This window comes from Solidesulfovibrio alcoholivorans DSM 5433, from assembly GCF_000702665.1.
GTDB lineage: Bacteria > Desulfobacterota > Desulfovibrionia > Desulfovibrionales > Desulfovibrionaceae > Solidesulfovibrio > Solidesulfovibrio alcoholivorans.
This window is the reverse complement of sequence record NZ_JNJA01000010.1, coordinates 30,942-56,624: the sequence shown is the minus strand read 5'-3', so window position 1 is coordinate 56,624 and position 25,683 is coordinate 30,942. Positions and strand designations below refer to the sequence as shown.

At 66.8% G+C, this 25,683-nt stretch carries 25 protein-coding genes; 8 read left to right on the top strand and 17 right to left on the bottom strand.

The genetic code is table 11. From position 1 onward, the window contains the following. Positions 1 to 74: 74 nt before the first annotated feature. Entirely contained in the window at positions 75 to 1,748 is a 1,674-nt protein-coding gene (locus Q368_RS0116295) for an AMP-binding protein (protein ID WP_029460119.1), read from the bottom strand. A 15-nt stretch (positions 1,749 to 1,763) separates the two neighbouring features. Continuing rightward, complete coding sequence (locus tag Q368_RS0116290; protein ID WP_029460118.1) at positions 1,764 to 2,342, bottom strand: helix-turn-helix domain-containing protein; 579 nt, start codon at positions 2,340 to 2,342, stop codon at positions 1,764 to 1,766. Between the two features lie 203 nt (positions 2,343 to 2,545). Between Q368_RS0116290 and Q368_RS0116285 the strand changes: the two genes are divergently transcribed. From Q368_RS0116285 to Q368_RS0116275, 3 genes are all read left to right on the top strand, one after another. Then, positions 2,546 to 3,106, top strand: coding sequence for a helix-turn-helix domain-containing protein (locus tag Q368_RS0116285; RefSeq protein ID WP_029460117.1), 561 nt, complete (start codon positions 2,546 to 2,548; stop codon positions 3,104 to 3,106). Between the two features lie 103 nt (positions 3,107 to 3,209). Then, positions 3,210 to 4,862: an AMP-binding protein gene (locus Q368_RS0116280; protein ID WP_029460116.1), complete on the top strand. Its 1,653-nt coding sequence runs from the start codon at positions 3,210 to 3,212 to the stop codon at positions 4,860 to 4,862. Positions 4,863 to 5,081: 219 nt separating this feature from the next. Continuing rightward, the gene (locus Q368_RS0116275; RefSeq protein WP_029460115.1) at positions 5,082 to 5,282 is read left to right on the top strand and encodes a hypothetical protein; all 201 of its coding nucleotides are present in this window, start codon (positions 5,082 to 5,084) and stop codon (positions 5,280 to 5,282) included. A gap of 147 nt (positions 5,283 to 5,429) precedes the next feature. On the opposite strand, the gene Q368_RS0116270 is transcribed toward Q368_RS0116275, so the two are convergent. The 5 genes from Q368_RS0116270 to Q368_RS24805 all read right to left on the bottom strand — a co-directional run bounded on the left by Q368_RS0116270 (position 5,430) and on the right by Q368_RS24805 (position 10,727). Continuing rightward, positions 5,430 to 5,930, bottom strand: a complete 501-nt coding sequence (locus tag Q368_RS0116270; RefSeq protein ID WP_029460114.1) for an RlpA-like double-psi beta-barrel domain-containing protein — start codon at positions 5,928 to 5,930, stop codon at positions 5,430 to 5,432. 404 nt (positions 5,931 to 6,334) lie between these two features. Then, entirely contained in the window at positions 6,335 to 7,420 is a 1,086-nt protein-coding gene (gene tatC, locus Q368_RS23300) for a twin-arginine translocase subunit TatC (protein WP_052360214.1), read from the bottom strand. Positions 7,421 to 7,542: 122 nt separating this feature from the next. Beyond that, a complete protein-coding gene (locus tag Q368_RS0116260; RefSeq protein WP_029460112.1) occupies positions 7,543 to 9,435 on the bottom strand; it encodes a potassium transporter Kup in 1,893 nt (630 codons plus the stop codon). A gap of 161 nt (positions 9,436 to 9,596) precedes the next feature. Continuing rightward, the gene (locus tag Q368_RS0116255) at positions 9,597 to 10,328 is read right to left on the bottom strand and encodes an EI24 domain-containing protein (RefSeq protein ID WP_029460111.1); all 732 of its coding nucleotides are present in this window, start codon (positions 10,326 to 10,328) and stop codon (positions 9,597 to 9,599) included. Positions 10,329 to 10,397: 69 nt separating this feature from the next. Further along, positions 10,398 to 10,727 carry a hypothetical protein gene (locus Q368_RS24805; RefSeq protein ID WP_084158840.1) on the bottom strand — a complete coding sequence of 110 codons (330 nt, stop codon included), beginning with the start codon at positions 10,725 to 10,727 and terminating at the stop codon, positions 10,398 to 10,400. A 233-nt stretch (positions 10,728 to 10,960) separates the two neighbouring features. Here Q368_RS24805 and Q368_RS0116245 point away from each other — a divergent pair, with 233 nt between their 5' ends. Both Q368_RS0116245 and Q368_RS0116240 read left to right on the top strand, forming a co-directional pair. Beyond that, complete coding sequence (locus Q368_RS0116245; RefSeq protein ID WP_043786213.1) at positions 10,961 to 11,497, top strand: hypothetical protein; 537 nt, start codon at positions 10,961 to 10,963, stop codon at positions 11,495 to 11,497. Continuing rightward, positions 11,494 to 12,855, top strand: a complete 1,362-nt coding sequence (locus Q368_RS0116240) for a tetratricopeptide repeat-containing serine protease family protein (RefSeq protein ID WP_029460108.1) — start codon at positions 11,494 to 11,496, stop codon at positions 12,853 to 12,855. The genes Q368_RS0116245 and Q368_RS0116240 overlap by 4 nt, the downstream gene beginning before the upstream one ends. Positions 12,856 to 12,933: 78 nt before the next feature. On the opposite strand, the gene Q368_RS0116235 is transcribed toward Q368_RS0116240, so the two are convergent. The 10 genes from Q368_RS0116235 to Q368_RS0116190 all read right to left on the bottom strand — a co-directional run bounded on the left by Q368_RS0116235 (position 12,934) and on the right by Q368_RS0116190 (position 23,721). Further along, positions 12,934 to 14,415, bottom strand: coding sequence for an outer membrane homotrimeric porin (locus Q368_RS0116235; protein ID WP_029460107.1), 1,482 nt, complete (start codon positions 14,413 to 14,415; stop codon positions 12,934 to 12,936). Between the two features lie 400 nt (positions 14,416 to 14,815). Beyond that, positions 14,816 to 16,294 carry an outer membrane homotrimeric porin gene (locus Q368_RS0116230; protein WP_029460106.1) on the bottom strand — a complete coding sequence of 493 codons (1,479 nt, stop codon included), beginning with the start codon at positions 16,292 to 16,294 and terminating at the stop codon, positions 14,816 to 14,818. A 166-nt stretch (positions 16,295 to 16,460) separates the two neighbouring features. Then, complete coding sequence (recJ, locus tag Q368_RS0116225; protein WP_029460105.1) at positions 16,461 to 18,179, bottom strand: single-stranded-DNA-specific exonuclease RecJ; 1,719 nt, start codon at positions 18,177 to 18,179, stop codon at positions 16,461 to 16,463. 67 nt (positions 18,180 to 18,246) lie between these two features. After that, on the bottom strand, positions 18,247 to 19,107 hold the full coding sequence (locus tag Q368_RS0116220) for an HDOD domain-containing protein (RefSeq protein WP_029460104.1): 861 nt from the start codon (positions 19,105 to 19,107) through the stop codon (positions 18,247 to 18,249). Beyond that, positions 19,104 to 19,976 (bottom strand): tetratricopeptide repeat protein, encoded by an 873-nt coding sequence (locus tag Q368_RS0116215; protein WP_029460103.1) that lies wholly within the window; start codon positions 19,974 to 19,976, stop codon positions 19,104 to 19,106. The genes Q368_RS0116220 and Q368_RS0116215 overlap by 4 nt, the downstream gene beginning before the upstream one ends. Positions 19,977 to 20,066: 90 nt before the next feature. Then, positions 20,067 to 20,696, bottom strand: coding sequence for a guanylate kinase (gene gmk, locus Q368_RS0116210; protein WP_029460102.1), 630 nt, complete (start codon positions 20,694 to 20,696; stop codon positions 20,067 to 20,069). Further along, on the bottom strand, positions 20,686 to 20,946 hold the full coding sequence (locus Q368_RS0116205) for a DUF370 domain-containing protein (protein WP_029460101.1): 261 nt from the start codon (positions 20,944 to 20,946) through the stop codon (positions 20,686 to 20,688). Before Q368_RS0116205 ends, gmk begins: the two co-directional genes overlap by 11 nt. A gap of 14 nt (positions 20,947 to 20,960) precedes the next feature. Then, complete coding sequence (locus Q368_RS0116200) at positions 20,961 to 21,842, bottom strand: YicC/YloC family endoribonuclease (RefSeq protein WP_029460100.1); 882 nt, start codon at positions 21,840 to 21,842, stop codon at positions 20,961 to 20,963. After that, positions 21,827 to 22,405, bottom strand: coding sequence for a DUF4416 family protein (locus Q368_RS0116195; protein WP_029460099.1), 579 nt, complete (start codon positions 22,403 to 22,405; stop codon positions 21,827 to 21,829). Before Q368_RS0116195 ends, Q368_RS0116200 begins: the two co-directional genes overlap by 16 nt. After that, on the bottom strand, positions 22,402 to 23,721 hold the full coding sequence (locus Q368_RS0116190; protein WP_245611373.1) for a MiaB/RimO family radical SAM methylthiotransferase: 1,320 nt from the start codon (positions 23,719 to 23,721) through the stop codon (positions 22,402 to 22,404). The genes Q368_RS0116195 and Q368_RS0116190 overlap by 4 nt, the downstream gene beginning before the upstream one ends. Before the next feature lie 102 nt (positions 23,722 to 23,823). On the opposite strand from Q368_RS0116190, the gene Q368_RS26675 reads away from it, so the two are divergent. The 3 genes from Q368_RS26675 to Q368_RS0116175 all read left to right on the top strand — a co-directional run bounded on the left by Q368_RS26675 (position 23,824) and on the right by Q368_RS0116175 (position 25,648). Beyond that, entirely contained in the window at positions 23,824 to 23,982 is a 159-nt protein-coding gene (locus Q368_RS26675) for a hypothetical protein (RefSeq protein WP_169740606.1), read from the top strand. Positions 23,983 to 24,173: 191 nt separating this feature from the next. After that, positions 24,174 to 24,902 (top strand): EAL domain-containing protein, encoded by a 729-nt coding sequence (locus Q368_RS0116180; protein ID WP_052360213.1) that lies wholly within the window; start codon positions 24,174 to 24,176, stop codon positions 24,900 to 24,902. Positions 24,903 to 25,234: 332 nt separating this feature from the next. Then, complete coding sequence (locus tag Q368_RS0116175) at positions 25,235 to 25,648, top strand: Ros/MucR family transcriptional regulator (protein WP_029460096.1); 414 nt, start codon at positions 25,235 to 25,237, stop codon at positions 25,646 to 25,648. The last annotated feature ends 35 nt before the right edge of the window (positions 25,649 to 25,683 follow it).

Sequence of the window (25,683 nt, the reverse complement as noted above, 5' to 3'; positions counted from 1 at the left end):
ATCCAGGCACAACAACGCAAAAGCGCCGCCGGGAGGCTCCCGGCGGCGCTTGCGATCCGTTGGAATGCGCGCGCTCAGCGCATGGCTTCGGGGAAGAGCTTGGCCGCGAGCTCGCGCAGTTTGTACTTCTGCACCTTGCCGCTGGTGGTCAGCGGGAATTCCTCCACGAAGGCGATGTACTTGGGAATCTTGTGCCAGGCGATCTGCCCCCGGCAGAAGTCCTTCACCTCTTCGGGGGTCATTTCCACGTCCTTTTTGAGGATGATGAACGCGCCCACTTCCTCGCCGTACTTGCGGCTCGGCACGCCGGCCACCTGGATGTCGGCGATGCCGGGCATGGTGTAGAGGTATTCCTCGATTTCCCGGGGATAGATGTTCTCGCCGCCGCGGATGATCATGTCCTTGATACGGCCGGTGATGGTCACGTAGCCGTACTCGTCCATGACGCCGAGGTCGCCGGAGTGCAGCCAGCCGTCGGCGTCGATGCACTTGGCCGTGGCTTCGGGGTTGTTGTAGTAGCCCTTCATGGCGTTGTAGCCACGGCAGCACAATTCCCCCTGTTTGCCACGCTCGACTTCCTTGCCCGTTTCCGGGTCGGCCACCTTGACCTCGACGTGGGGGAAGGCGCGGCCCACGCCCTCGACGCGATAGTGGAAGGGGTCGGTCACGTCGGTCTGGGTCATGCCGGGCGAGCTTTCGGTGAGGCCGTACACGCTCGTGATCTCTTTCATGTACATCTTCTCGGTCACCTGGCGCATGGTCTGGATGGGGCAGACCGCGCCGGCCATGATGCCGGTGCGCAGCGACGAGAAGTCGAATTTCGGGAAGAGCTTGTGCTCCAGCATGGCGATGAACATCGTGGGCACGCCGTAGATGGCCGTGCATTTTTCCTGTTCGATGCTCATCATGGAATGCACCGGGTTGAAGACCTCGGTGAAGACCATGGTCGTGCCGTGGTTGACGCAGGCCATGACCGCGAGCACGCAGCCGAAGCAGTGGAACAGCGGCACCTGGATGCACAGCTTGTCCTTGTTCGTGAAGCGCTGGCGCTGGCCGATGGAGTAGCCGTTGTTCAGGATATTGTGGTGGCTGAGCATGACGCCCTTGGGAAAGCCGGTGGTTCCCGAGGTGTACTGCATGTTCACCACGTCGTGGCAGGTGAAGGTCGCCTGCCTTGCGCGCAGGTCCTCGTCGCTGACGGTGCGGGCCAGGCCCAGGATCTCGGGGATCGAGTACATGCCGCGGTGTTTTTCGACGCCGAGGAAGCACACGCGCTTCAAGTGCGGGAAGGTTTCGCTTTTCACGGCCCCGCGCTGCATGGTGCGCAGTTCCGGGGCGAGGCTGTAGAGGATCTCGATGTAGTCCGAGTCGCGGAACCCGTTGATGATGAAGATGTTTTCCGCTTCGGAGTTGGTCATCAAGTATTTCAGTTCGTTGCGCTTGTAGGCGGTGTTGACCGTCAACAGCACGGCGCCCATCTTGGCCGTGGCGAACATCAGCGCCACCCAGAAGGGGACGTTGGTGGCCCAGACCGCCACTTTTTCGCCCTTCTCGATGCCAAGCGCCATGAGCCCCTTGGCCAGGTCGTCGGTCAGTTCGTCGAACTGCCGCCAGGTGAGCCGGTAGTCGCGGTCCACGTAGACCACGGCGTCCTGGTCGGGAAATTTGGTCGCCGTCTGGTGGAGCAACGCGCCGAGCGTCAGGTCGAAAAGCGGCGGCTGGTGCAGGGGAGGCGGCACGAAGGTCATGGGCGGCTCCTTTGCTTACTGCGGGATGTAGAGCACCGCGTAGATGTCCGTTTTGGGCGCGTCGCCGCAGCCGACGTAGTGGGGCACCACGGAATTGTAGTAGATGGAGTCCCCGGGGCCGAGGATGTGGCGCTCGTTGCCCACGATGACCTCGAGCTCGCCGGACATGACCACGATGAACTCCTCGCCCTCGTGGGAGGACAGCGGCTTTTCGGCGGCGGGGTCCTCGTCGGGGTAGACCTCGATGAAAAAGGGTTCCATGTGCCGGTCGGTCTTGGCCTTGCCCAGCGAATGGTAGCGGAAGGAGGCGCGCTTGCCCCGGGCCTTGCGCAGCACCGCGTCGTCCTCGGCGAGGTCGGCGCGGCAGGTCATGCACAGGTCGCCGTCCACGTTGTCATCCATGAACGTGCCCAGGCGCTGCCCGAGCGCCAGGGCGATCTTGAGCAGGGGCCCGATCGAGGGGGTGACGTCCTCTTCCTCCAGGGCGGTCAGGAATTCCACGGACAGGCCGGTGCGCCGGGACAACTCCTCCCGGGACAGTTCCTGGCCTTCGCGATACGTGCGGATACGATCACCAAGCTTCTTGTCGCTCATGGTACCCTCGTTGGTCGGATATGATGGGGTGGGGCAAAGGCGGCACGGCCCCGCGGAACCGCTTTCATATCCTAGCGCGCGCCGGAATTCCAGCCGTTTTTGCGATCCTTGGGCTCGGAAAACGCATTGACAAGGGGATTGCTCGTGCGAAATGACGGGGAAGCATGTTTGCAACCCCAACTGAGCAGGCGAGAGGGAACCTTATGAGCAAGGAGATCGGGCCGGTGCGGGAAATCGCCCAGCGGCTGCACGGCATCCGCGAAGTGGCGGGGTTTTCCCTGGAAGAACTGGCCGAGGCCACCGGCGTCACGGCGGACCAGGCCCTTTTGTACGAAACCGGCGAGGAGGAGATTCCCGTCAGCTATCTCTATGAGGTGGCCAAGGCCGCGGGCGTGGACCTGACCGCGCTCCTGACCGGCGGCGAAGCCCACCTGCACGCCTATTCCCTGGTGCGCGCCGGCAACGGCCTGTCCGTGGACCGCCGCAGGGCCTACAAATATCAGGCTCTGGCCTACCGTTTCCACAAGCCGTCCATGGAGCCGTTCCTGGTCACGGTGCCGCCCAAGGACGAGTCCGAGATGGAATTCAACCGGCATCTGGGCGAGGAGTTCATCTACATGCTGCGCGGTCGCATGGAAGTACGCCTGGGCGAGGACGTGCTGACGCTCGAGCCCCACGATTCCCTGTACATTTCCTCCCGCACGCCGCATGCCATGCGGGGCCTCGACGGCGCCGAAGCGGAATTCCTCGACGTGATTATCTAGCCGGGCGCCGCTTGCCGTCCGGTGCGGCGCCTGGCCTTCCGTCACGACCAGTGCCTGAGTGTAACGACGCGAAAACAACCGTTTTGCCCGGGAGCCCAAGACCATGCCTGTCGCCAAACTGCGACCCAACACCTATCGCGAATTGCTGGAGACGGTGTCCGTCTCCGTGCCCGAAAACTATAATTTCGCTTTCGACTTTCTCGACGCCGAGGCCGCCGCGGATCCGACCCGGCCGGCCATGATCCATATCGGCCCGGACGGCAGCCGCCGGGATTTCGACCTGGCCTACTTCAGCCGGGAATCGGCCCGCTTGGCCAATGCCTTCAAGGACGCGGGGCTTAAAAAAGGCGACCGCGTCATGGTCATCCTCTACCGCCGCGTGGAGTGGTGGGTGACCATGCTCGCCCTGCACAAGCTCGGGGCCGTGCCCGTGCCGTCGCCCAACCTGCTCACCCCCCACGACATCGATTTCCGCGTCAACTACGCCGGCATCAAGGGCATCATCGCCGAGGATTCGGTGGTTTCGCGCGTGGAGGCCGCCCGCCCCACCTGCCCGTCGCTCAAAGTCTTCATCCACGTGGGCGAGGCCGCCATGCCCGCGGGCTGGCTCGACTACGAAGCCATCCGCGCCGCCGCCCCGGATTCCTTCCCCCGCGCTTGCGACGCCCCGGGCGGCAAGGACACCCTGCTCATCTTCTTCTCCTCCGGCACCACCGGCATGCCCAAGATGGTGGAGCACACCCACGGCTACGCCCTGGGCCACATGGCGACCGGCGTCTACTGGCACAACCTGGAGCCCGGCGACGTGCACCTGACCGTGGCCGACACCGGCTGGGGCAAGGCCGTGTGGGGCAAGTTCTACGGCCAGTGGATGGCCGGGGCCGTGGTCTTCGTCTGGGATTTTCGCGGCAAGTTCATCCCGGCGGAGTTGCTCGAGATCATGAGCAAGCACAAGGTCACGACCTTTTGCGCTCCGCCGACCGTCTACCGCTTCCTCATCCGCGAGGACCTTTCCAAGTACGACCTCACGGCGCTGCGCTACTGCACCACCGCCGGCGAGCTCCTTAACGACGGCGTGTTTCGTGCCTGGAAGGAGATCACCGGTCTGCCCATCTACGAAGGCTACGGCCAAACCGAAACGTGCCTGCAGATCGCGACCTTCCCCTGCATGACACCCAAGCCCGGCTCCATCGGCCGGCCGGCCCCGGGCTGGAACGTGGCCATCCTCGACGAGGAGGGCAAGGTCTGCCCGCCCGGCGTCGAAGGCGAGATCTGCCTCAAGCTCGAAGAGGGCAAGAACGTGGGGCTTTTCGCCGGCTACCTGCTCGAGCCCGCGAAGACCGAAAGCGTCATGATCGACGGCTACTACCACACGGGCGACAAGGCCTGGATGGACGAGGACGGCTATTGCTGGTTTCTGGGCCGCACCGACGACCTCATCAAGTCCAGCGGCTACCGCATCGGGCCGTTCGAGGTCGAAAGCGCGCTGATCACGCACAAGGCCGTGGTCGAGGCGGCCGTGACCGGCGTGCCCGATCCCGTGCGCGGCCAGGCCGTCAAGGCCACGGTGGTCCTCGCCCCGGGTTTCGAGCCCTCCGACGAACTGGCCAAGGAACTGCAAGCCCACGTGAAAAAGGAAACCGCGCCCTACAAATACCCGCGCATCATCGACTTCGTCGACGAACTCCCGAAGACGATCAGCGGCAAGATCAAACGCGCCGAGATCCGCGCACGGGATGCGAATAGGGAAATATAGAGAAAGAAGAGGAAATGCCTCCGGTGTCCAGGAGGGGCGACTGCCCCTCCTGGACCTCCCGAAAGGGGGACGGGTGCGGCGGGACAGCGCAAGCCGGCACGGCGATGCGTTTTCGGGGAGAGGTCCTGCTTCCCGTTTCGGGAGGCTGGAAGACGCGGTGCGCCGGAGCCGTGACGGCGACCGCCGCCGCTCGGGCGGCGTTTCGGAAAGGGGGGAGGGATGGCCGATATCGCGCTGACGAAAGTCGCCCTGGCCTTGGGGCTTGGCTTGCTTGCGGCGGTGATCGTGGGGTTCGTGCTGTCGCGCCTGGCCGAGGGCCGGGGCGGCAAGGGGCTTTTCCGGGTCTTTTTCCTGATGCTGGTCTGCGTCTACGCCCTGGGCTTTGCGGCCCGCTACGTCCTGGTCGAAGTCCTGCCCTAGATTCGCTTCCCCTTGGGGTTGCGCCTGGGCATGGACCCAGGCCTGCGGCAATTCCGTCAACTTCGCGGAGCGGCGAAACGCGCCAGGGGTGCGGCGGGTGCGGCCCGTCTCCGCCGACTTCCGCCTGTGCGCGGCGGCAGGGGCGGGCTACTGCCAGGTGATGGTCAGGGTGCGCTTGCCCCACTGCAATGCGCCGCAACGGTCGTCGCCGTAGAAGATATCGATGGTCTTGTCGTGGCGGCCGTGCATGACGTCGAGCACCTTGTATTGGCCGGGCAGGCCCTCGATGGTGATGAGGTCGCCCCGGTCCAGGCCCATTTCCAGCAGGTCAGGCGAGACGGCCACGGCGTTGATGTCGTCGGTCAGGGCGTCGCCCCAGGCACCGCGCGCGGCGCGTTTGGATTTCTTTTTCCCGGTGGCCGAGCAGCTGGTGTAGGCCATGGCCTTGACTTTGAGGCGGTTGCCGGAGCGCTTGTCGGAGCCGGTGAACAGGAAATCCGGGTCGGCCAGGCGGCCCAGGGCATCGGTGGTGCGCGCGGGCGCGGCGGCAAGGGTGGGTGCGGTCCTGGTCGTCTTGGTCCCGGCGCAGCCCGGCAGGGCCAGGGCCAGGAGGGTCATGGTCGTCAGCAGGATACGGGCGTGTCGCATCGTCGCTCCATTGCTGTGCGACGCCGAGAAAGGCCGGATGCGCCGGCGTCCGAAAAGGGGGACGCCATAGGGGCGGGGTGGCCTATGGGCCAGGTGCGTTACGCCTGGCCGTCTCGGTCGTCCGCTTGTGGAGTGGCTCGCGTGGCGAGTGTGCGTCCCGGCCGCCGACAGCCGACGGAGGGACGTTGCGACGCGGTGGTCGCGACGAGGCGCGGAAAGCCGCAATGCGGCGCTGTCAGCCCGATAGGGCCTGTACCCGTTGAGGACGGCCCGGGCGGAAGGCTTCGCCGGCCAAATGGCGGCGGCCGTCGCCTCTAGCTTATCTATGCCTGGAGGGGAGGGGCTTGTCAAGGCAGGGGAGTCTCGGGGGCCGTCCGTAACGGCCCCCGAGACTCGGGAGAGGCTTACGCGTCCTTGGAATTGTTTTCCGTCCCAGCCGGTTGCGCGGCGGCGGCTTCGGGTTGCTGCGCGGCGTTTTCCTGGTCCTCGCCAGGCTTTGGCGGGGCGGCCGCGGCGGCTTTCTCGGCCTCCTTGGCGGCTTTCCTGGCCGCTTTTTCCTCCTTGCGCGACTTGTCCACGAACCAGGAAACCCAGATGCCGACCTCGTAGAGCACGATCATAGGGCCGGCCATGAGCAGCTGGTTCACGGCGTCGGGCGTGGGGGTCAGGATGGCGGACACGACGAAGCTCAAAAGGATGGCCCAGCGCCGGAATTTGCGCAGGGTCTTGGTGGTCACGAGCCCGAGGCTCGTCATGAAAAAGATGAAGACCGGCAGCTCGAAGATGAGGCCGAAGGCAAAGAGCAGTGTTACGGCGAGCGAAAAGTAGGCGCTGATGGTCGGCATCACCGTGATGTAGTCCGAGGCGTAATCCATGAAGAACTTGAACCCGAACGGGAACACGATGAAATAGCCGAAAAGCGCGCCGCCGACGAAGCAGACGGCCGTGGCCACGGCCACGGGCACGATGATCTTGCGCTCTTCCTTGTAAAGTCCCGGGGCCACGAACTTCCACAGCTGGAAGAAGATGTAGGGGCTGGCCACGAACGCGCCGGCGACGAGCGCCAGCTTCATGACCGTGAAAAAGGTTTCCGGCAGGCTCGTGGCGATGAGTTTGCTGCCGCCGGGCATGACGTCCATCAGCGGCTTGAGCAGGACGCCAAGCAGCTTTTCGGCGAAGGCGTAGCTGGCCGCGAAGCCGATGCCCACGGCGATGAGGCAGTGCACCAGGCGCGTGCGCAACTCGACCAGGTGTTCGAGCAGCGGCGCTTCCTTCATGTCCCCGGCGTCCGAAGCGCCCGGGGGCGTGGGCGGGGCCGGCGGCGCGGCCGGACCCTCGACGGCCACGGTCTCGGGGAGCGACGGGTCGGCCCCCTCCGGAGCGTTGCCGGGCACGGCCGGCGCGGCGGCGTCTCCGGGGGCGTTGTCGGCCCCGGCGGTTCCGGGTGCGTCCTGCGGCGTGGTGTGCTCTTTGTCGGGCGAATCGGTCATGCGCTCCTCTTTTGCCGGCGTCGGGCGAAGATGGCGTGGCGCTTGGGGGCGCCGCGCCTTGCGGTTACGGCAGGAAGCGCCCCGGGTCAAGGGGCGCGGGGCAATCGGGCTGCCCGAAAGACCTAGAGTTCGACCTGCACGCCGAGCTCCACCACGCGTCCCGGGGGCAGGCCGAAATAGGCCGTGGCCGGACGGGCGTTGCGGGACATGAGCGCGAAAAGCGACTTGCGAAAGCCCGCCATCCTGGCCTTGCCCGTGGTGAGCAGGCTCTCGCGGCCGAGGAAGTAGGTGGTGTCGGCCGGCGGATCGATGGGGATGCCCGTTTCCCGCGCCCGGGCCATGATTTCCGGCACATTCGGCGTTTCCATGAAGCCGTAGCGCGCCACGATCCGGAAAAAGCCCGAGCCCAGGTCGTGGATGTCCAGGCGGTCGTCCTCGGGCACGGTGGGCGTGTCCGCGGCGGTGATGCTCAGGATGACCACGCTTTTGTGGAAGACCTTGTTGTGCTTGTAGTGGTGCAAAAGCGTCACCGGCGTGCCCTGCGGGGAGAGCGACATGAAGACGGCCGTGCCCGGCACGCGGATCGGGTTTTTCGTGGCCACCTCCTGGAGAAAGGTGCGTAGCGGCACCGTGGCGGCCAGGGACATCTCGCGCAGCGCCCTGCGACCGTCCTGCCAGGTGGCCATGGCCATGAAGATCCCGGCGGCGATCAGCAGCGTGAACCAGCCGCCGTCGGCGACCTTGAGCAGGTTCGAACCGAAATAGGCCAGATCGAAGGCCAGGAACACGAGTACCGGCGGCACGCAACGGAGAAGCGGCTGTTTCCAGGTCCAATGGGCCACGAAGAAATACAGGATGGAGGTGATGCCCATGGTGGCCGTGACCGCGATGCCGTAGGCCGCGGCCAGGCGGCTCGATTCCTCGAAGGCCAGCGTGATGCCGATGCAGGCCCACATCAGGGCGAAATTGACCTCGGGGATGTAGATCTGTCCTTCCATGGCGCTCGAGGTGTGCACGATGCGGAGCCTCGGGCAGCAGCCGAGTTGGATGGCCTGGCGCGTGAGGGAAAAGACCCCGGAAATGAGCGCCTGGGAGGCGATGACCGTGGCCGCCGTGGCCAGCGCCGCCATGGGATAGAGCAGGGCGTCGGGCACCAGGCTGTAGAAGGGGTTGGGCGCGATGGAGGGGTCGAGCAGGAGGCCCGCGCCCTGGCCGAAATAGTTGAGGATCAGGCACGGAAAGACGATCACGAGCCAGGAAATCTGGATGGGACGGCGGCCGAAATGCCCAAGGTCGGCATACAGCGCCTCGCCGCCGGTGATGCACAGCACGACCGCGCCGAGGACCACCATACCGTGCAGGTGGTTGCGCAGGAAAAAATCCACCGCGTGCCAGGGGTTGATCGCCGCGAGCACCTGCGGCGCGGCCAGGATCTCCTTGATCCCGAGCACGGCCAGCACCGTGAACCAGACGAGCATCACCGGGCCGAAGACCCTGCCGATACCGGCCGTGCCCCGGCGCTGCACCATGAACAGGCAAAAGAGGATGACGCAGGTGATGGGCACGACAAGGGGCTCGGCGGCGCTCGTGGCGACGTTGAGGCCCTCCACGGCCGAAAGCACGGAGATGGCCGGGGTGATGACGCCGTCGCCGTAGAGCAGGCCCGCGCCGACAAGGCCCAGCACGGCCAGCGTCACGCGCACGTGGCGGTGGCCCCGGTCCTTGGGCAGAAGTTCGATCAGCGCGAAGATGCCGCCTTCGCCCCGGTTGTCGGCGGCGGTGATGAAAAGCACGTACTTGATGGTGATGACCATCGTCAGGGACCAGAAGATGAGCGAGAGCACGCCGAGCACGTTGTCCGGCGTCACGGCGATGGCGTGCATGCCGTGGAAGCATTCCTTGATGGCGTAGAGCGGGCTCGTGCCGATGTCGCCGTAGACGACGCCGAGGGCGCCGAAGGCCAGGCCGAGGGTATGGGACAGGGATTTGTCCGGAGCGTGGCCGTGGTCGCTCATGCGGCGACGCTCCGAAGGCGTGCGCGGCGCGCCGTGAAAAAGGAATGTTGCATGAAACGGTGGTCCTTTCGCCGCGATGGGGGACCAAGGCGGCGCGTCGCTTTGGGGGCGCCCGACCTATAGCCTAAAACCGGCAACGCCGGGGGCATGTTGCCAAAATGTCATGGACGCTTGGAGTCTGCCGCAATACGGCCGAACGTGTCCAGATAAAGCAGTGTCGCGCCGAAGATGGCGAAAGGGAAAAGCACGATATTGACAATCGGGATGAGCAGCGGCGCGCCGAAGCCGAGCAGGGTGAGGGGATTGGCGGCGGCGCGGCGCAGCCGTGCCGCGAAATGCGGCTCCTCGCGGCAGAAGGCGATATCCAGGAAATCGAAGGCCAGAAGCGCGGCCGCGACGACCGGTGCCAGGAACTGGCCGACCACCGGCACGAAGACCAGCAGCACGGGCACGGCGGCCACGAACACCGCCTTCTTGAGCTCCTCGAGCATCACCGCCCACCACGGCAGCGACTCCGCGGGGGCGTGCCCACGGGCGCCGGCCAGCATCCGCCCGGCCACGACGTCGTAGAGCGGCGAAGCCAGGATGTTCGCCGTGACCATGAACAGGAAATACAAAAGCGTCGCGGCGAGCAGGTACAGCAGGTACTTGGCCACGTGCACGTAGAGCCAGTAAAGCGCGCCGAGCGCGCCGCCCGTCTGCGCGGTCTCGGGCGACCAGAAAAAGGCCAGCACGCGGTCGCCCGATGAGGCGAACCAGCCGAAACCCGCCGTGAAAAGGACCAGCGTCAGGACGAAGGGCGCGAGCGCCAACAGCAGGTAGCCTTTGTGGGCGAAGGCGAAACGGATACCGCGGACATGGGCCAGCACGGCGCGGGGAAAGGCGGTCAGCATGGTGCGTCCTCCGATCCGGGCCGGCGCGGCCGGCCCTCGGGGCTTGCGCGCGTGGGGGAAATGGCGCTGTTACGCCTGTTTCTCTTCTTCTTCCCCGGAGGGCGCGGCCTCGGGGGCGTTTTCGGCCTCGGGCTGCGCCTGCGCCTGGGGAGCGACGCGCCTGGCCAGTTGTCCGTGGCAGCCTTCGGGTTCGCTGTCCGGGGCATGCTCGATATGCGTCACCTGGAACGGGATGCCCAGGGCGGCGATATCGACATGCTGCCTGGCTTCTTTGGAAGCATGCGCTTCATTGTGTGCATGCACGACGACGTATTCCGTTTCCGATATCTCTTTTTTCGGACGGAACCAGCGGGTCGGGACATGATCCTTGGTAGCGAAATACACGCGATACTTTTGCATGATGCGAAGTCTCCGAAAGACACGTCCGGTTACGGCGCGTAGGACCTGAAAAGTCACGGCCGACGCCAGGGGCGTGAGGGGACGCACAGTACGTCAAGGGCGCTTTGGCGGCAAGCGCTTTCCGTCGCCCCGGCCCGGCCGGGGCGGCGGCGTCGGGGCGGCCCCGCTTGACCTTTCCGGTCGGCTGTTTCACTGCTCGGGTAACAGGGCGATTCCCTGCCACGGAGGAAAGCATGCGCGTTTTATCAAGGGCCGCGAGCCTGGCGGCCGCTTGTCTGTGCCTGGCCGGCCAGCCTGTCCTGGCTGCCGCTCCCGTCGCCGACCCGGCCACGGTGCTCCATGCGGCCAAGCGGCTGGCCTGCGCCTTCACCCGCGGCGTCAACGCCGGGTTTACGCCCCAGGGCGGGGTGACCGTCAAGCCGCCGCTCGACCCCAATACGCCGGGGCTCACCATCGATATCGTCGACGCGGACAAAAAACGGGCGAAGCTCGAGGAAGACGACCGGGAAACGCCCGCGGTCTTCACCGTAAGCCCTATCGGGCTGCATGTCATGGCCCGCTACCCCGACGGCGGCATGGCGCTGGTGACGGTCTATCCTTTGTATTCCGGCGCATCCGACAATTTCCTCATGGTGGCTTCGCACCACGATGCGGCGACCATGCCCAAGGTCAGCCAGCGCTACGGCCTGTGCCGGGTGGCCGAGATGCCACCGCCCGCCGCGCCAGCGCCCGCGCCGCAAAAGGAAGCGGGGCACGGGCACAAGCCGTGAGGCGCGCCGTCGCCGCCTGCGTCCTTGCCGTGGTGGCCCTTTTGGCGGCGCAGGCGGCCCGGGCGGACTTCGACGCGGCGTTGCGGGCCTTTACGCGCGGCGACGATGCGACGGCAGCAAAGGAGCTTGCGCCCCTGGCCGCCGCAGGCAGCCCCGCCGCATTGCACCTGCTCGGCGTCATGCGTGAAACCGGGCGGGGCGGGCCGCGCGATGCGCAGTCCGCGGCGCGCCTTTACCGCAAGGCGGCCGACGCCGGCAACGTCCCGGCCATGACCGACCTGGCGCAGCTGTATCTGCGCGGCGACGGCGTGGCCCGCAACGACGAGTTGGCCGGACGCTATCTCCAGCGGGCGGCGGGCAAAGGCTCGGCCCGGGCGCTTTTCCTGCTCGGGGCCATGCGCCTGGAAAACCGGGGCGGCCCGGCTGCGGACGCACCCGGCTACCTGCGCCGCGCGGTCCTGGCCGGCTCGGCGCAGGCCGCCTTGGCCCTGGGGGAGCTGCATCTTGCCGGGCGCGTGGCGGCGCGCGACCCGGCCGCGGCCTACCGGCTGGCCCTTGCGGGGCAGGCGCAGGCCGGCGACGACCCCGCCCTGGCCGCGCGTCTCGCCGCTCTGGCCGAGGCGGCCAAGAAACAGCTCGACCCCACCGTGGCCCTGTCCCTCGCGGGCAAGGCCGCAAGCGCCAAGGACCGCAAGGCTCCGCCTGCGCAGGATGCGGCGAAGCGCCTGGCCACGGGCACGGGATTCGTGGTCAGCAGGCTCGGGCACGTGCTGACCAACGCCCATGTGGCCGCGGATTGCGGCCGGGTCTTTGCGCTCGTTGACGGCAAACGGACGGCCGCGCGCGTTGTGCGCATCGACCGGAAAAACGACCTCGCCCTGCTCGAGCTGGCCGTGGCCCCGCCCCGGGCGCTGGCCTTCCGTGAAGGCGGGGAATTGCCGGAGGGGGCGGCGGTCTTCGCCGCGGGCTATCCCGGAGAAGCGGCCGTCAGCGGCAAGATGCGCGTCACCACCGGGCGCACGCGGGCCCTGGCCGACGGGGCGGGGCCGCGCGGCGAGCAGGCGATCACGGCGCAGGTGCTGCCCGGCAACAGCGGCGGTCCGCTGCTCGACGCCGCAGGTCATGTGGCCGGCGTGGTCACGGCGCGGCGCGACACGGCCGGGGCGCGGGAGCGCCTGGGCGAAACCCCGGCCGAGATGGGGTTCGTGGTGCCGCTCGCCACGGTCAAGGCGTTTCTGGCCAGGGGGCAGACGCCCATAAGCGCCTTGCCCTCGGACCGGGGCCTCGATGCCGACGGCGTTGCCGCCGCGGTTTCGGGCGCGGTCCTGCCGCTGTGGTGCCTGCCCAAGGGCCGTTGATTCCGGACGGCGTCTTCCCCAAAAGAAAACCGGGCCCCGAAGGGCCCGGTCCGCGCCAGCGATTTCCTTCAAGCCGCTTTAGAACTTGTAGGTCAGGCCGAAGGCGACTTTCCAGGCGTCGCCGGAACGGGACTTCTCGGTCAGGCGATGGCCCCAGACGCTGGTCTGGAACTGGCCGTGGGCCCAGCCGGTCTCAAGGACGGCGGCCAGGTTTTCGTAGATCATGTACTTGCTGTCGAAGTTCACGCCCATGGCGAACTCGTCCGTGGTCAGGTCGCGGCCCATAACGAAGTAGGGGTTGCTCCCCATGGTCGCGTTGAGGGTGCGGATGGCCGACGGATTGTTGTTGCCGTGGAGGTACGTGTAGGTCAGGCGGTGGGTCAGCTTTTCGACAAACGAGATGTTGTCGAGAGAAGCGCCCAGGCCCCAGGCGCCGATGGGGTTCATACCCATGTTGGAGTTCTTGGCCAGGGTCTGGCTGTCGTCAAACAGGAAGCTGTTGCCGGGACCCCAGTTGGGGCGGATGGAGGGCATGCGCTCGGAACCGTTGCGCGTGGCGTGGTCTTCGCCGGTGGACCACCAGCCGAAGACCTTGGGGGTGAGCACGTCCCAGCCGGTGTACTCGGCGCCGAGGTCGATGAACCAGCCTTCGCGCTTGCTCTTTTTGCGGTCGCTCTGGGCGCCGGCGCCGTAGATCACGTCGGCGTAGAACTTGACCGGGTCGAGCGCGGTGACTTCGAACGCGCCGCCGGCCCACCAGAAGGCGTTCTGGTCGTTCTTCCACAGGGCCGGGGTCATGAAGGTGCCGGCGGAGACCAGGTTTTCGGCGAAGGAAGTCGAATTGAAGGTCGAAGCGCCGGAGGTGAAGTAGCCGGCGTTCTTGCCGGCCACGGCGACGACGCCCCACGGGGTGGCCTTGAAGCCCTCGAGGGTGATGGGCAGGGCCACGAAGTAGGCGTCGAGTTCGTCGGCCACCTGGGTGGTGGTGGTGTCGTAGGTGCGGTTGGTGTCGATGAGGCGGCCGAAACCGGCGAGCACCGCCAGGGTGTTGTCGATCAGCGGGGCCTTGACGGTCAGGGCCGCGATGCGGTCGCCGCCGAAGACCGGGTTGCCGTAGAACATCTGGCTGATGGGCAGGTCGATGTCCTGGAGGCCGGCGGTGATCTCGGTGGAGCAGCCGGGCCACTTGAACTGCAGGTAGGCCTGGTAGACGGCGATGGCCACAGCCGGGTTGGCGGCGGTCAGGGTGCCGTGACCCCAGGTGTCCTCCACCTTGATGCCCAGGCGGAACTTCACGGCCTCGTTGGCCACGAAGTCGGTGCGCAGGCGGAAGCGTTCCCAGATCTCGAAGCGATCCTCGGTCCTGGTGCCGGCCCCGCTGTAGGTCGGGGTGTTCGACGTCCAACTGGCGTTGTTCCAGCCGGTGTAGTTGTGCTGTGCGAAGAAGACGCCGTAGATGCGGGCATCACCGGTCATCTTCACTTCGGTGGCCGCCTGGGCGCTGGCGAAGGCGCACAGGACGAACACGACGGCTAAGGCGATAGGCAGCATGCGTTTCATGATTCCTTCCTCCCGAACGCGGTTATGGGACCGGAAACCGTTGGCGCGCGTGCTGCGAAGAAAGGCGAGTTCTCCACAGACACGATTTATCCTGTACCGCGTGTTTCCTGGCGCTTCAAGATGCGTGTGTATAATTTTTGGGCAAAGATTACAAAAATCATAATGAATTTCTAAAATGTAATGTTGCAATTGTTAGTAATGTCGGTGGGAAACAATGAATATCAAAACAGGTTGTCCCGTTTCCCATTGCAGCGAGAAGCATATCTTACTGTCACGATTTAGACAAATATCTGTGCACGCCATGGACTCGCGTGGTGCCCGTCACGGCAAGGCCAGCGAATAAAAAAAGCCGGCCCCCCGAGGGGGGCCGGCTGCGTCGCAGGCAGGGTTTCGCGGGAAACTAGAACTTGTAAGTCAGGCCGAAGGCGACCTTCCAGGCGTCGCCCTGACGGGCCTTGTCAGCCAGGCGATGGCCCCAGACGCTGGTCTGGAAATCGCCGTGGGCCCAGCCGGTTTCCAGGACGGCGGCCAGATTCTCGTAGATCTGGTAGGTCGCGTCCAGGTTGGCGCCGATGATGTATTCGTTGGTGGTCAGGTCGCGACCCATGGTGAAGTACGGGTTGCTGCCCATGTAGGTGTTCAGGTAGCGGATGGCCGAAGCCGAGTTGTTGCCGCGCAGGTAGACGAAGGTCAGGCGGTTGGTCAGCTTCTCGATAAACGAGATGTTGTTGAGCGAAGCGCCGATGCCGTTGGAGCCGATGGGGTTGACGCCCATGTTGCCCTGCTTGAGCAGCTCCTGGGAGCCGTCGAACAGGAAGCTGTTGCCCGGGCCCCAGTTGGTCATGATCGAGGGCATGCGCTCGGAGCCGTTGCGGGTGGACTTGTCCTCGCCCGTGGACCACCAGGCGAAGACCTGCGGGGTGAGCACGTCCCAGCCGGTGTACTCGGCGCCGAGGTCGATGAACCAGCCTTCGCGGCTGTCCTTCTTGCGGTCGCCCTGGTTGCCGGCGCCGTAGATCACGTCGGCATAGAACTTCACCGGGTCAAGCGCGGTCACCTCGAAGGTGCCGCCGGCCCACCAGTAGGCGTTCTGCGCGTTGCGCATGCCCGTGGGGGTCAGGAACGTGCCGGCGGAGAGCAGGCTGTCGGCGAAGGTGGAGTTGGGGCCGTAGGAACCGGCGGTGAAGTAGTTGGCGTCACGGCCGGCGACGCCGATGGCACCGTACGGGGTGGCCTTGAAGCCCTCGACGGTGATGGGCAGGGCCAGCGTGTAAAGATCGAACTCGTCGGCCACCTGGGTGGTGGTGGTGTCGAAGGTCCGGTTCTTGTCCAGCATGCGGGCGTAGGACGCGATCACGGACAGGGTGTCGTCGATCAACGGGGCGTTGATGACCAGGGCGGCCGCGCGGTCGCCGCCGTAGATGACGGAGTCGGTGAAAAAGGCGTTGGCCGGCAGGGAGAAGTCCTGCAGACCGGCGGTCACTTCCACGTTGCAATCCGGCAGCTTGAACTGCAGGAAGGCCTGGTAGACCTCGACGGCCGTGGTGGGGTTGGCGGCGGTGAAGGTGCCGTGACCCCAGGTGTCCTGCACCTTGATGCCCAGGCGGAACTTCACGGCCTCGTTGGCCACGAAGTCGGTGCGCAGGCGGAAGCGCTCCCAGATCTGGAAGCGGTCTTCGGTCTGGGTGCCGGCGCCGGTGTAGGCCCCGGAATTGTTGTCCCAGGTGCCGGTGCTCCAGCCGGTGAAGTTCTGGTTGGCGTTGAACGTGCCGTAGACGAAGGCGTCGCCGACCATTTTCACTTCGGTCGCGGCGGACGCGCCAATGGCCGAGCCCAGGAGCAGGGCGGCGGCAATGGCCAACATGCCAAAACGTTTCATAAAATCCTTCCTCCTTGCGTGATCCGGTTCCGATTGCCGAACGGCCGTGACGGCGGATCGGGCTGGCGAAGCCGATTCCACCATCACGGCGCAACACTATGCGATTGTTACGAAATGGAGCAAGGACGTATGAGGTGTTAACGTATTGAAATAATTTACACAGAAATTACAAATTGGAAACTTCGCGGGGGTTTTCTTCCTGCATATCGCGAAGCCGCAACTCGATTTCCGGCACGCCCGAAAAATACGACATTTTTGGCGTATATGCCACGCGCACCGCGCGGGCCCCGTTGCGCTCCCCGAAAACGTCGGCCATGCGCCAGGCCTTGCCGCGAAGCGTCACGCCCGCGGCCCCGTCGCGAAGCGAAACCGCCACATGGTTTTCACCGAACACGCGGCGCGACAGCACCGCCACCGGCGGCGACGCGAAAAGGGGCTCGGGATTGCCGCAGCCGAACGGCTCGAGCAGCCCGAGTTCGCGCACGAGCGTGGCCGTGACCTCGCCGAAGGACAGTTCCCCGTCCAGGCGCAGCGTGGGCGGCGGCACCGCCGGCCCGAGCGCGCGGGCCGCGGCCGCGTCGAAGGCGCGGCCGAGGGCGTCGAGGTTTTCCGGAAGAATGGAAAGTCCGGCCGCCTGCTTGTGGCCGCCGAAACCTTGCAGCACGTCCGCGATTTCGCACAACAGGCCGTGCAGGTCGCAGTTTTCGATGGAGCGGCCCGAGCCCTTGAGCAGGCCCTTGGCCGGGTCGCTGGTGAGGATGAGCGTGGGGCGGTTGCGCCGCTCGGCCACGCGCGAGGCCACGATGCCGATGACGCCCTGGTGCCAGTGGGGCGCGAAAAGGGTCAGGCCGAAGCGGTCCGGACCGGCTTCGGCCTGGGCCATGGCTTCGGCGAGGATGGCGTCCTCCTCGGCGCGGCGTCGGGCGTTTTCGGCGTCGAGCTCCGCGGCGAGCGGCCGGGCCGTGTCCAGGTCCGGGGCCAGCAGCAGGGAAAGCGCCGCGTCTGGACGCCCCATGCGGCCTGCGGCGTTGATGCGCGGGGCCAGGCCGAAGGTCACCTGGGACGCCGTCAGCGCGGCCTTGGGATTGTGATTGCAGACTTCCTTCAGGGCATGGATGCCGGGACGCGGCGCTTCGGCCAGAAGCAGCATGCCGTTTTTGGCCAGGATGCGGTTCTGCCCGGCCAGCGGCACCACGTCGGCCAGGGTGCCGAGCGCGACGAGGTCGAGCAGGCGGCGCACGTCGGACGGCGCGCCGGGCAACAACCGGTTGAGCGCCGCGGCCAGGAAAAAGGCCACGCCCACGCCCGCCAGGTCGAAGCCCGGCCCCTCGGCCAGCTTGGGATCGACCACCACGTCGGCCGGCGGCAGTTCGGGGCCGGGCAGGTGGTGGTCCGTGACGATGACGCCAAGTCCGAGCTCCTTGGCGCGCGCCACTTCGGCCACGCCGCCGATGCCGCAGTCCACGGTGACGAGCAGCGTCGCCCCGGCCGCGGCCAGTTCCTCGATGCCGGAAGCGTTGAGGCCATAGCCCTCGGCCGCGCGCTCGGGCAGCCGCCACAGGGGCTCGTGCCCGTGGCCGCGCAGGAATTCGACGAGCAGTGCCGTGCCCGTGATGCCGTCCACGTCGTAGTCGCCCCAGATGGCGACCGTGCCGCCGGCGTCCAGGGTGCGGGCGAGGAGCGCCGCGGCCTCGGTCATGCCCGGGATGGCCGCGGGCGGCATGAGGCGACGCAGCCCGGGCGAAAGGTAGGCGTCCATGGCCTCGGCCGTTTCGCAGCCGCGACGCAAAAGCAGGGCGGCGATGGCCGGGGAGATGCCGAGGGCCTCGGCCATCGCCAGGGCGGGGCCGACGCCGTTTGGCGGGAAAATCCATTTTTTTTGCAAGGGGCGCTCCGGAAAAAGCCATGATGCCCCGGGCAGGGGCGCAAGGCAAGATGGGTGGCGGGTCGCTTCAGGCCAGGGCGGCGGCCAGGGCCGCGGTGTCCCCGTCGGCCAGGGCCGTTTCCACGCACTGCCGGGCCGCGTCCAGGGACAGGCCGAGCAGCGCGGCCAGGGAGGGGTCGGGCGCGATGCCCGGTTGCGGCGTGTCCGTGACTTCGCGGGCCAGGGCGTCGGCCAGACTCGCCAGGACGCAGGGCAGGGGACGGCCCGGCGCGGCGAGCGGCGCATGGTGCCAGTTGACGGGTTCGGTCAGGGTCTCGGGCAGGTTCCAGGAACGCAGGACCATGCCGCCGATCAGGCCGTGGTCCAGGCCCCAGTAGCGTTCCTCGGCCTCGTGCCAGGAGAGGCTTTCGGCCGCGGCCAGGGCCGCCTGCGCCTGCCAGTCCTCGGGCCGGTACAGGGCCGTGAGCAGCTTGCCGAGGTCGTGGAGCAGCCCCGCGGTGAAGGCGTCGTCCGGGTCCATGGCGGCGGTTGTGCGGGCCAGTCCCCGGGCGGCCCCGGCCACGGCCAGCTGGTGCGCGAGATAGGGCGCGAAGGCGAAGCCCGGCGGCAGGGGGCGCGCGTCGGCCAGCCCGCGCATGCCGAGCGCCAGCACCAGGGAGCGCACCTCGCGCAGCCCGAGCACGGCCACGGCCCGGCCCACCGTGCCCACCTGGGACTGAAGCCCGTAGAAGGCGGAATTGGCCAGGGCCAGAAGGCGGGCGGAAAGGCCCTGGTCCTCGGCCACGGCCGCGGCGATGGCCTCGAGCGGCGACAGGCCTTCCTCGCCGGTCAAGCGAAACAGGCGCGTGAGCAGGTCAGGGGAATAGGGCAGGTCGTTTTTGACCGCAGGCAGGTCGAGCAGGAAGCGCTGGCCGCGTTCCTGGCTCATGAGGGCAGTTCTTCCCCCCCCCGGGAGGGTTCGTCGTCGTCGCCGGGCGCGGGTGTCGCGGCGGGCAGGGTCCCCTTGGCCAAGCCCTTTTCCTCGAGAAAAGCGGCGAAGCGGCGGGACTCGGCGTGGTTGGGATTGAGCGCCAGGGCCTTTTGCAGGTACTCCATGGCCCGGGCGTAGTCCTTCTTGTCGAAAAAGGCCCGGGCGATGTTGAACATCAGGTGGTCGTCGCGCACGGCCAGGCTTTCGGCCCGCTGGTAATAATCGATGGCCTGGTCGAGCATCTTGTTCTTGCGCAGGCTCATGCCGAATTCGTTGAACAGGTGCTTGTGCTCCTTGTCGAAGGAGGCGTCGAGACGCACCAGGCGCTGGAAGATGTCGTCGGCCTTGTTGGACTCGCCGCGGTCGAGGTAGGTGAGCCCCAGGCCGAAGTTGGCGCGGATGTTCTCCTCGTCCACGGCCAGGGCCTGGCCGAATTCCAGTTCGGCGCTGAAGATCTCGCCCTTCTCGCGGTGCTTCTCGCCTTTCTGGATGACCATGTTCAGTTCGCGCAGGCGCGGATAGACCGTGGAGACGTAGAATTCGGGCTCGGGCGAGAATTTTTCGAGCAGCTCTTCCAGGCTGATGCGGCGCTTGGGGCCCGACGGCACGTAGTTCTTGTTGAGCGGCTGGATCTCCAGGTTGTGCGACGCATCTTCCTCCACGAACCAGTACATCTTCTGGATGGTGCGACGCGTCGTCGTTCCGGTGCCCACCTTCTGGATGGCCTGGGTGGAGAAGATGCCCTTGATGCGCTCGCGCTTCTGGCCGGCAGCATCGTCCGGCCCGGCTGCGCCAGGCTTCGGGGCTTTGTCCTGGTTCTGGCTCATGGCGTCCCTGGAATGCGAAGAAAATACTTTATTGCATATTAACCGGAAACAATGGAAAGGGTCAATGTCCTCGGAAAATGGTTTTCCCGACTAAATGGCCGCATCCCATTGGGCCAGCAGTTCGGGCAGCAGGTCCGGGTGGCAGCACGGTCGGCGGCGCTCGGCCATGTAGATGGCGCGCAGGTCGGCATAGGCCGCTTCCAATTCGGCGTTTTCGACCCAGTAGTCGAAAAGCGGCGCGTCGGCGAGTTCCTTGGGCGCGGCGGCGAGGCGCTTGGCCACGACCTCCGGGGAGTCCGTGCCGCGCGCCGAGAGCCGGCGCGAGAGTTCCGCGCGTGTGGGCGGCAGGATGAAGACGTAGGCCCCGGCCCCAAGGCTTTGGCGCAGTTGCGCCGCGCCCTGGACGTCGATGTCGAAGAGCACGTCCTTGCCGGCGGCCATGGCTTCGCGCACGGGGGCCAGCGGCGTGCCGTAGAAGTTGCCGTGGACCTCGGCCCATTCGGCGAGCCGGCCCGCCTCGCGCCAGGCGAGGAACGTGTCCCGGTCGAGGAAGTGGTAGTCCACGCCGTCGGTCTCGCCGTGGCGGGGCGGGCGCGTGGTCGCGGAAACGGAAAAGGAGAGATTCGGAAATTCGGCGCAAAGGCGTCTTACGAGCGTGGATTTGCCCGTCCCGGACGGGGCGCAGACCACGAGAAAAAGGCCGAGGCGTTTAGCCGGCATGGTCGTCCTCCTCCACGGTGAAACGGGCGCTTAAGGTTTCGGCCTGGATGCCCGACAGGATCACGTGGTTGGAATCGGTGATGATAATGGATCGTGTCTTGCGGCCCTGGGTCGCGTCCACGAGCCGCTTGTCGTTGCGTGCCTCCTCGCGCAGGCGGCGCATGGGCGAGGAGGCGGGGTTGACGATGGCCGTGACGCGCGCGGCGGCCACGAAGTTGCCGAAGCCGATGTTGAGCAGTCCCTGGGCCATGCGTCCTTCCTTGGCTATTCGAGATTTTGCACCTGTTCGCGGCATTTTTCCAGCTCGGCCTTGAAATCCACGACCAGCCGGCTGATGTCGAGGTTTTGCGCCTTGTTGCCGCAGGTGTTGATCTCGCGGAAGGCTTCCTGCACCAGGAAGTCGAGCTTCTTGCCGACCTCGCCGCCCTCGCGCAGCAGCCCTTCCAGGCGGCCGAGGTGGCCGGAAAGCCGCGTCAGTTCCTCGGACACGTCGAGCTTGTCGGCGAGGATGGCCGTCTCCTGGAGCAGCCGGTCCTGGGCCGGCTCGATGCCCGCCTTTTCCAGCACCAGCGCGATGCGTGCCGCGAGCTGCTCCATCTTTTCCGCCTTGACCGCAGGCGAGGCCGCCTCGATGGCGTCGCGCCAGGCGGACAGGGTGACGAGCCGGGCGAGCAGGTCGTCGGCCAGGGCGCGGCCCTCGCGGGAGCGCGCGTCGTTGAAGTCGGTCAGCGCCAGGCGCAGGCCGTGGCTCAAGTTCTCGAACAGCGTGGGATCGGGCTCGACGGCCTCCTCGCGCCACAGCTGGGACAGGCCGAGCAGGCGGTTGAGGTCGGGCGCGTGGGGGATTTCCCGCGCCTTGGCCAGGGCGTCGAGCTCGTCGAGCATGGCGTTCGCCAGGCCCGTGTCGAGCGTAGCCTTCCACATGTCGGTGCGCTTGGGCGAAAATTCCAGGTGGACTTCCAGGCGGCCGCGCGCCACCTGCTCGCGTACGACCCGTTCCAGGGCCGCTTCGCTCGGGCGCAGGAAAAGCGGCAGACGCCACTTGAGGTCGAGAAAGCGGCTGTTGACGCCGCGCACTTCCCAGACTTGCGTATACGAATCGGTTTCGACGAGGCTTTTGCCGTAGCCGGTCATGCTTTTGGGCATGGGCGCTCCTTGGAGGAAATGATGGCGGACGCGGCCTCCCGCAGGTCCCGCCTGTAGCGGCGGCGGATGTCGGTCAGGATCTCGAGCATGTCCGGGGAGGCGTAGTCGGGAAACGTCCAGGGCAGGGTTTGCCAGGAGCCGGCCTGAAACACAAGGGTCAGGTCCGCGAAAATGCCGTCCCCGAGGTAGATGCGGTGGGTGAAGTTCTTGCCCGTGGCCAGGACGAAGCGCTCCTGGGTTAAAAGCCCCGGGTCGAGGTTGACGCGGCGGCGGCCGTCCGGCAGGCGCAGGGCGTTTTCCAGGGCGTTGGTCGCGGCCTTGTCGCGCCCGAGGCTCCCCTGCGCCGCCAGGTCGGTAAAAGCCAGCACGCGGCGGGAAATGGGCGCGCCGAGCTCGGCGTCGTAGTGGGCCGTGTGCGTGAACGGCCGCTCGGGATAGACGATTTCCGCCGGACCGAAGCAGGCCGCAAGCCCGGAGACGACCTGCGGCCAGACCTCGGGCAATGCGGCCGAGAGCACGGAACAGACGCGCTTGGCCGGAAGCGGCTCGTGGGGCTGGCTCACGGCGCGCCCTCTTGCGCAAGGGGCAGCACGCGCAGGACCTGCCCGTCCGTCCCCACGGGCCCCACGGGCCGCGCCGCGACGATGGCCCCCGCCGGCGCGGCGACCGGGGCCTCGAAACGGCAATCGACGTATTGGCCGCAGGCCCCGACGGCCGGGTCCAGGCGTTCCAGGGCCACGTCCAGGCGCGCCGCCCGGGAAAGGCGCGCCAGAAATTCCCGGCCCTTGGCCACGGCCAGCTCGCGCAGGATTTTGGCGCGCGCGGCCTGCTCCTTCTTGGGCAACTGGCCTGGCAGCGATGCGGCGCGGGTGCCCGGGCGGCGCGAATAGGGAAAAACATGGGCGTAGGTCAGGGGCAGGGCGGCAAGGAATTCCCGTGTGCGCGCGAAAGCCGCCTCGGATTCGCCCGGGAAGCCGGTCAGGACATCGCAGCCGACGGCCAGGAGCGGCCATTCTTGACTTAGTTTGTCCACAAAAGAGGACACGCGGTCCGCGTCGCCGCGGCGGCGGCCCATGGCCGCAAGCACGTCCAGGTCGGCGCTTTGCAGCGAGATGTGCAGGTGCGGGCAGACGTTGCGGCAGCGGGCAAGAACTTCCAGGCCCGCGTCCGTGAGCATGTCCGGATCAAGCGAGCCCAGGCGCAGCCGCGCCGTGCCGGGCGGCTCCTGGCCAAGGCGCGCGTCCAGGGCGGCAAGCAGCGTCCAGAACGTCTGCGGCGGGGCGAACTCGCGGCCGTAGTGGCCGAGGTTGATGCCCGTGACGCCGAGCTCGCGGCGTCCGGCGGCGAGCAGGCGGCCGGCCTCGGCCAGGATGTCGGGGAGGGGCCGCGACACGGACGGCCCCCGGGCCGCGGGCACGATGCAGTAGGAGCAGCCGTGGGAGCAGCCGTCCTGCACCTTGAGCAGGCCGCGCGCCCGGTCGTAGCCGGATACGGCGAGGGCGGGATAGACGTCGTCCGGGCGCGGCGCGGCGCTATCCGGGCCCAGGGGATGGCGGCCGAGGTGCGTCTTGTCCGGGACCACGGCCGCGCCAAGGGCAGCCAGGGCTTGCGGGCTGACCACGGCGGCGCAGCCCGTGGCCACGACGCGTGCGCCTTCGGGTGTTTCGCGCGTCAGGGCGCGCACGAGTTTGCGGCTTTCGGCCTCGGCCCTGGCCGTGACGGCGCAGGTGAGCGCCACGGCCAGATCGGCTTGGTCCGGGGCGTCCACGCGGACCAGGCCGGCTTCGGTCCAGGCTTCATACAGGGCGCGGCTTTCGTACTGGTTGACCTTGCAGCCCAGGGTTTCCAGGTAAAAGCGCACGGGACGGTCGTTTCGCATGGCAGGCGCATAGCAGAGGAGGGCGGCGGGGTCCATGGCGCGTGGGAACGGGGTTTGCTTCGGGTATGGCGGCGGGGAAAAAAATTCCCCTGGGAGGCAGCCATGAAAAAGCGCGTCATCGTATTGTTCGACCTCCTCGTCCTGGCCGGCTTCGGCGCGTACATGGCCATGACCGTGTGGCATTTGCCCGAGCCGTTGCGCTACAAGCTGCTGGCGGCCTCGCTCGGCGTGTTGGCCAAGCTGACGGGCATGACCGGCTGACGCCGCGTAAAGGAATTCCCGGACAGGGTGTGGTGGTTTTTGATGTCCTGGAAAAAAGACAAAACAATGGCAACGATCAAAAAATCCCGGATTCAGGACTGATCAGATTTTGTAACATACTGTACAGACAGAAGTTCATGATTGGAGCGATTCTTGGAAGAGCGTCCCGGCAAAACAGGTGAAGGACGCTCATGGCGCACACGCTTTTTCAGTGGCCTTATCCGGCCGCCCGGCTCGAAGGGCCCGCTGCGGAAATGACGCCCCGGTTCCGGGGAGAGTTCTATTTCCGCGACTTGGTTGAAATCCGGTCGGGGGCCGTGGCCGGCATCGAAACCGCGCCGGCGCGCGAGGTCGATGCGGCCGGCCCGGTCCACTGGCATTCCGCGTCGCCGGAGCGGCCCGCGGACGTGCGCGCGATTCTCGCCCGCAAGACGCGCGACGGCGCGGCCTCCCTGGTGCGCGCGCGCCTCGGCCTGCTGCCGCAGCGCATCCGCGAAACCTACGGCGTGGCCCCCGCGCGCGCCATCCTCATGTTCGACGTGGGCGAACTGTTCGCGCAGCCCGCCCGGTCCCTGGAGCTGCTCGTGGCCTGCAAACGGGCCGGGGCGCGCATCCTGCTCGACAATTTCGACCTGGATGCGCCGCCGGCACGGTTCATGGAGTTGCTGCCGGCCGATATCCTGCGCGTTTCCCCCGGGCGCATGCCCTGGCACTGGGACATGGACAGGCGTCACCAGGCCCTGGAGGAGGTGTTGGCGTTCGCCGGCAACCTGCTCATGGACGTGGCCGTGGAGGATGTCGGCGCCGACAGCAAACGCCCGGCCTACAAGCGTCTGGGTGTGCGCTATGTCCTCGGCGCGTGGCGCAGGGAGGCCGCAAAGACGGTCTCCGCCGCCGTCCTTCGGCGGGCGGACGGATAGCACGGCCTGACGGCCCTCAAGCGGAAACGGCGCGCGAAGCGATTTCCCTTCCGTTGGCACGGAAGGGTTGCGGCGCGGGGATGGTCTGCCTGCCCTCGGACCCTCCCCGCCGCCGTTTTTGCCGGTCCCGGTTCGGGGAAGGCGGAGCGGGGTCGGTTGCGCGGCGGCGGATCGCAGAGGGTCCGCCGGACGCCGCCATGGCCCGGAACGCGGCTGTTGCGGCGAAACCCGCGCGGCGGCCGGGGATGCGTGCCCGTTCGAGCAATAAAAATGCCGGCCTGCCGGAAACGGCGTGGCCCTTGTCGTATCGCATGCGCGATGAAGGAGTATCCATGGATGACAGTTTGAAGGAGGCCTTGGAGATCGTCAAAGCCCAGGCCAGTGTCCGGAACATGACCGAGGAAGAGATCAGTTCCATGGTGCGTCGCCTTTCGGAAAGCATCCGCAGCCTGCAAGGCGCGGGCGCGGCCGAGGACGCCGCCGAGCAGGTTGTCCAGACGCCGGCCGTGGACCCGAAAAAGGCCGTGCGCGAACGCAGCATCATCTGCCTCGAGTCGGGCAAGTCCTTCAAGATCCTCACCAAAAAGCACTTGGGCAAGTTCGGCCTGACCCCGGATACCTACCGGGAGAAGTGGGGATACCCCAAGGGCATGCCGCTTGTGTGCAAGGAATTGCAGCGGGAGCGCCGCAAGAAGATGAAGGAAATGAAGCTCTGGGAAAAACGCGTGAAAGCCACGCAGGCCTAGGGCCGACACGAAAAAGCCCGGGGGCGGCCCCGGGC

Bases quoted from the DNA above. Each gene is read 5' to 3' on its own strand.
- Q368_RS0116295 (WP_029460119.1), bottom strand. From the start codon at position 1,748: ATGACCTTCGTGCCGCCTCCCCTGCACCAGCCGCCGCTTTTCGACCTG.
- Q368_RS0116290 (WP_029460118.1), bottom strand. From the start codon at position 2,342: ATGAGCGACAAGAAGCTTGGTGATCGTATCCGCACGTATCGCGAAGGC.
- Q368_RS0116285 (WP_029460117.1), top strand. From the start codon at position 2,546: ATGAGCAAGGAGATCGGGCCGGTGCGGGAAATCGCCCAGCGGCTGCAC.
- Q368_RS0116280 (WP_029460116.1), top strand. From the start codon at position 3,210: ATGCCTGTCGCCAAACTGCGACCCAACACCTATCGCGAATTGCTGGAG.
- Q368_RS0116275 (WP_029460115.1), top strand. From the start codon at position 5,082: ATGGCCGATATCGCGCTGACGAAAGTCGCCCTGGCCTTGGGGCTTGGC.
- Q368_RS0116270 (WP_029460114.1), bottom strand. From the start codon at position 5,930: ATGCGACACGCCCGTATCCTGCTGACGACCATGACCCTCCTGGCCCTG.
- tatC (WP_052360214.1), bottom strand. From the start codon at position 7,420: ATGACCGATTCGCCCGACAAAGAGCACACCACGCCGCAGGACGCACCC.
- Q368_RS0116260 (WP_029460112.1), bottom strand. From the start codon at position 9,435: ATGAGCGACCACGGCCACGCTCCGGACAAATCCCTGTCCCATACCCTC.
- Q368_RS0116255 (WP_029460111.1), bottom strand. From the start codon at position 10,328: ATGCTGACCGCCTTTCCCCGCGCCGTGCTGGCCCATGTCCGCGGTATC.
- Q368_RS24805 (WP_084158840.1), bottom strand. From the start codon at position 10,727: ATGCAAAAGTATCGCGTGTATTTCGCTACCAAGGATCATGTCCCGACC.
- Q368_RS0116245 (WP_043786213.1), top strand. From the start codon at position 10,961: ATGCGCGTTTTATCAAGGGCCGCGAGCCTGGCGGCCGCTTGTCTGTGC.
- Q368_RS0116235 (WP_029460107.1), bottom strand. From the start codon at position 14,415: ATGAAACGCATGCTGCCTATCGCCTTAGCCGTCGTGTTCGTCCTGTGC.
- Q368_RS0116230 (WP_029460106.1), bottom strand. From the start codon at position 16,294: ATGAAACGTTTTGGCATGTTGGCCATTGCCGCCGCCCTGCTCCTGGGC.
- Q368_RS0116220 (WP_029460104.1), bottom strand. From the start codon at position 19,107: ATGAGCCAGGAACGCGGCCAGCGCTTCCTGCTCGACCTGCCTGCGGTC.
- Q368_RS0116215 (WP_029460103.1), bottom strand. From the start codon at position 19,976: ATGAGCCAGAACCAGGACAAAGCCCCGAAGCCTGGCGCAGCCGGGCCG.
- gmk (WP_029460102.1), bottom strand. From the start codon at position 20,696: ATGCCGGCTAAACGCCTCGGCCTTTTTCTCGTGGTCTGCGCCCCGTCC.
- Q368_RS0116205 (WP_029460101.1), bottom strand. From the start codon at position 20,946: ATGGCCCAGGGACTGCTCAACATCGGCTTCGGCAACTTCGTGGCCGCC.
- Q368_RS0116200 (WP_029460100.1), bottom strand. From the start codon at position 21,842: ATGCCCAAAAGCATGACCGGCTACGGCAAAAGCCTCGTCGAAACCGAT.
- Q368_RS0116190 (WP_245611373.1), bottom strand. From the start codon at position 23,721: ATGCGAAACGACCGTCCCGTGCGCTTTTACCTGGAAACCCTGGGCTGC.
- Q368_RS26675 (WP_169740606.1), top strand. From the start codon at position 23,824: ATGAAAAAGCGCGTCATCGTATTGTTCGACCTCCTCGTCCTGGCCGGC.
- Q368_RS0116180 (WP_052360213.1), top strand. From the start codon at position 24,174: ATGGCGCACACGCTTTTTCAGTGGCCTTATCCGGCCGCCCGGCTCGAA.
- Q368_RS0116175 (WP_029460096.1), top strand. From the start codon at position 25,235: ATGGATGACAGTTTGAAGGAGGCCTTGGAGATCGTCAAAGCCCAGGCC.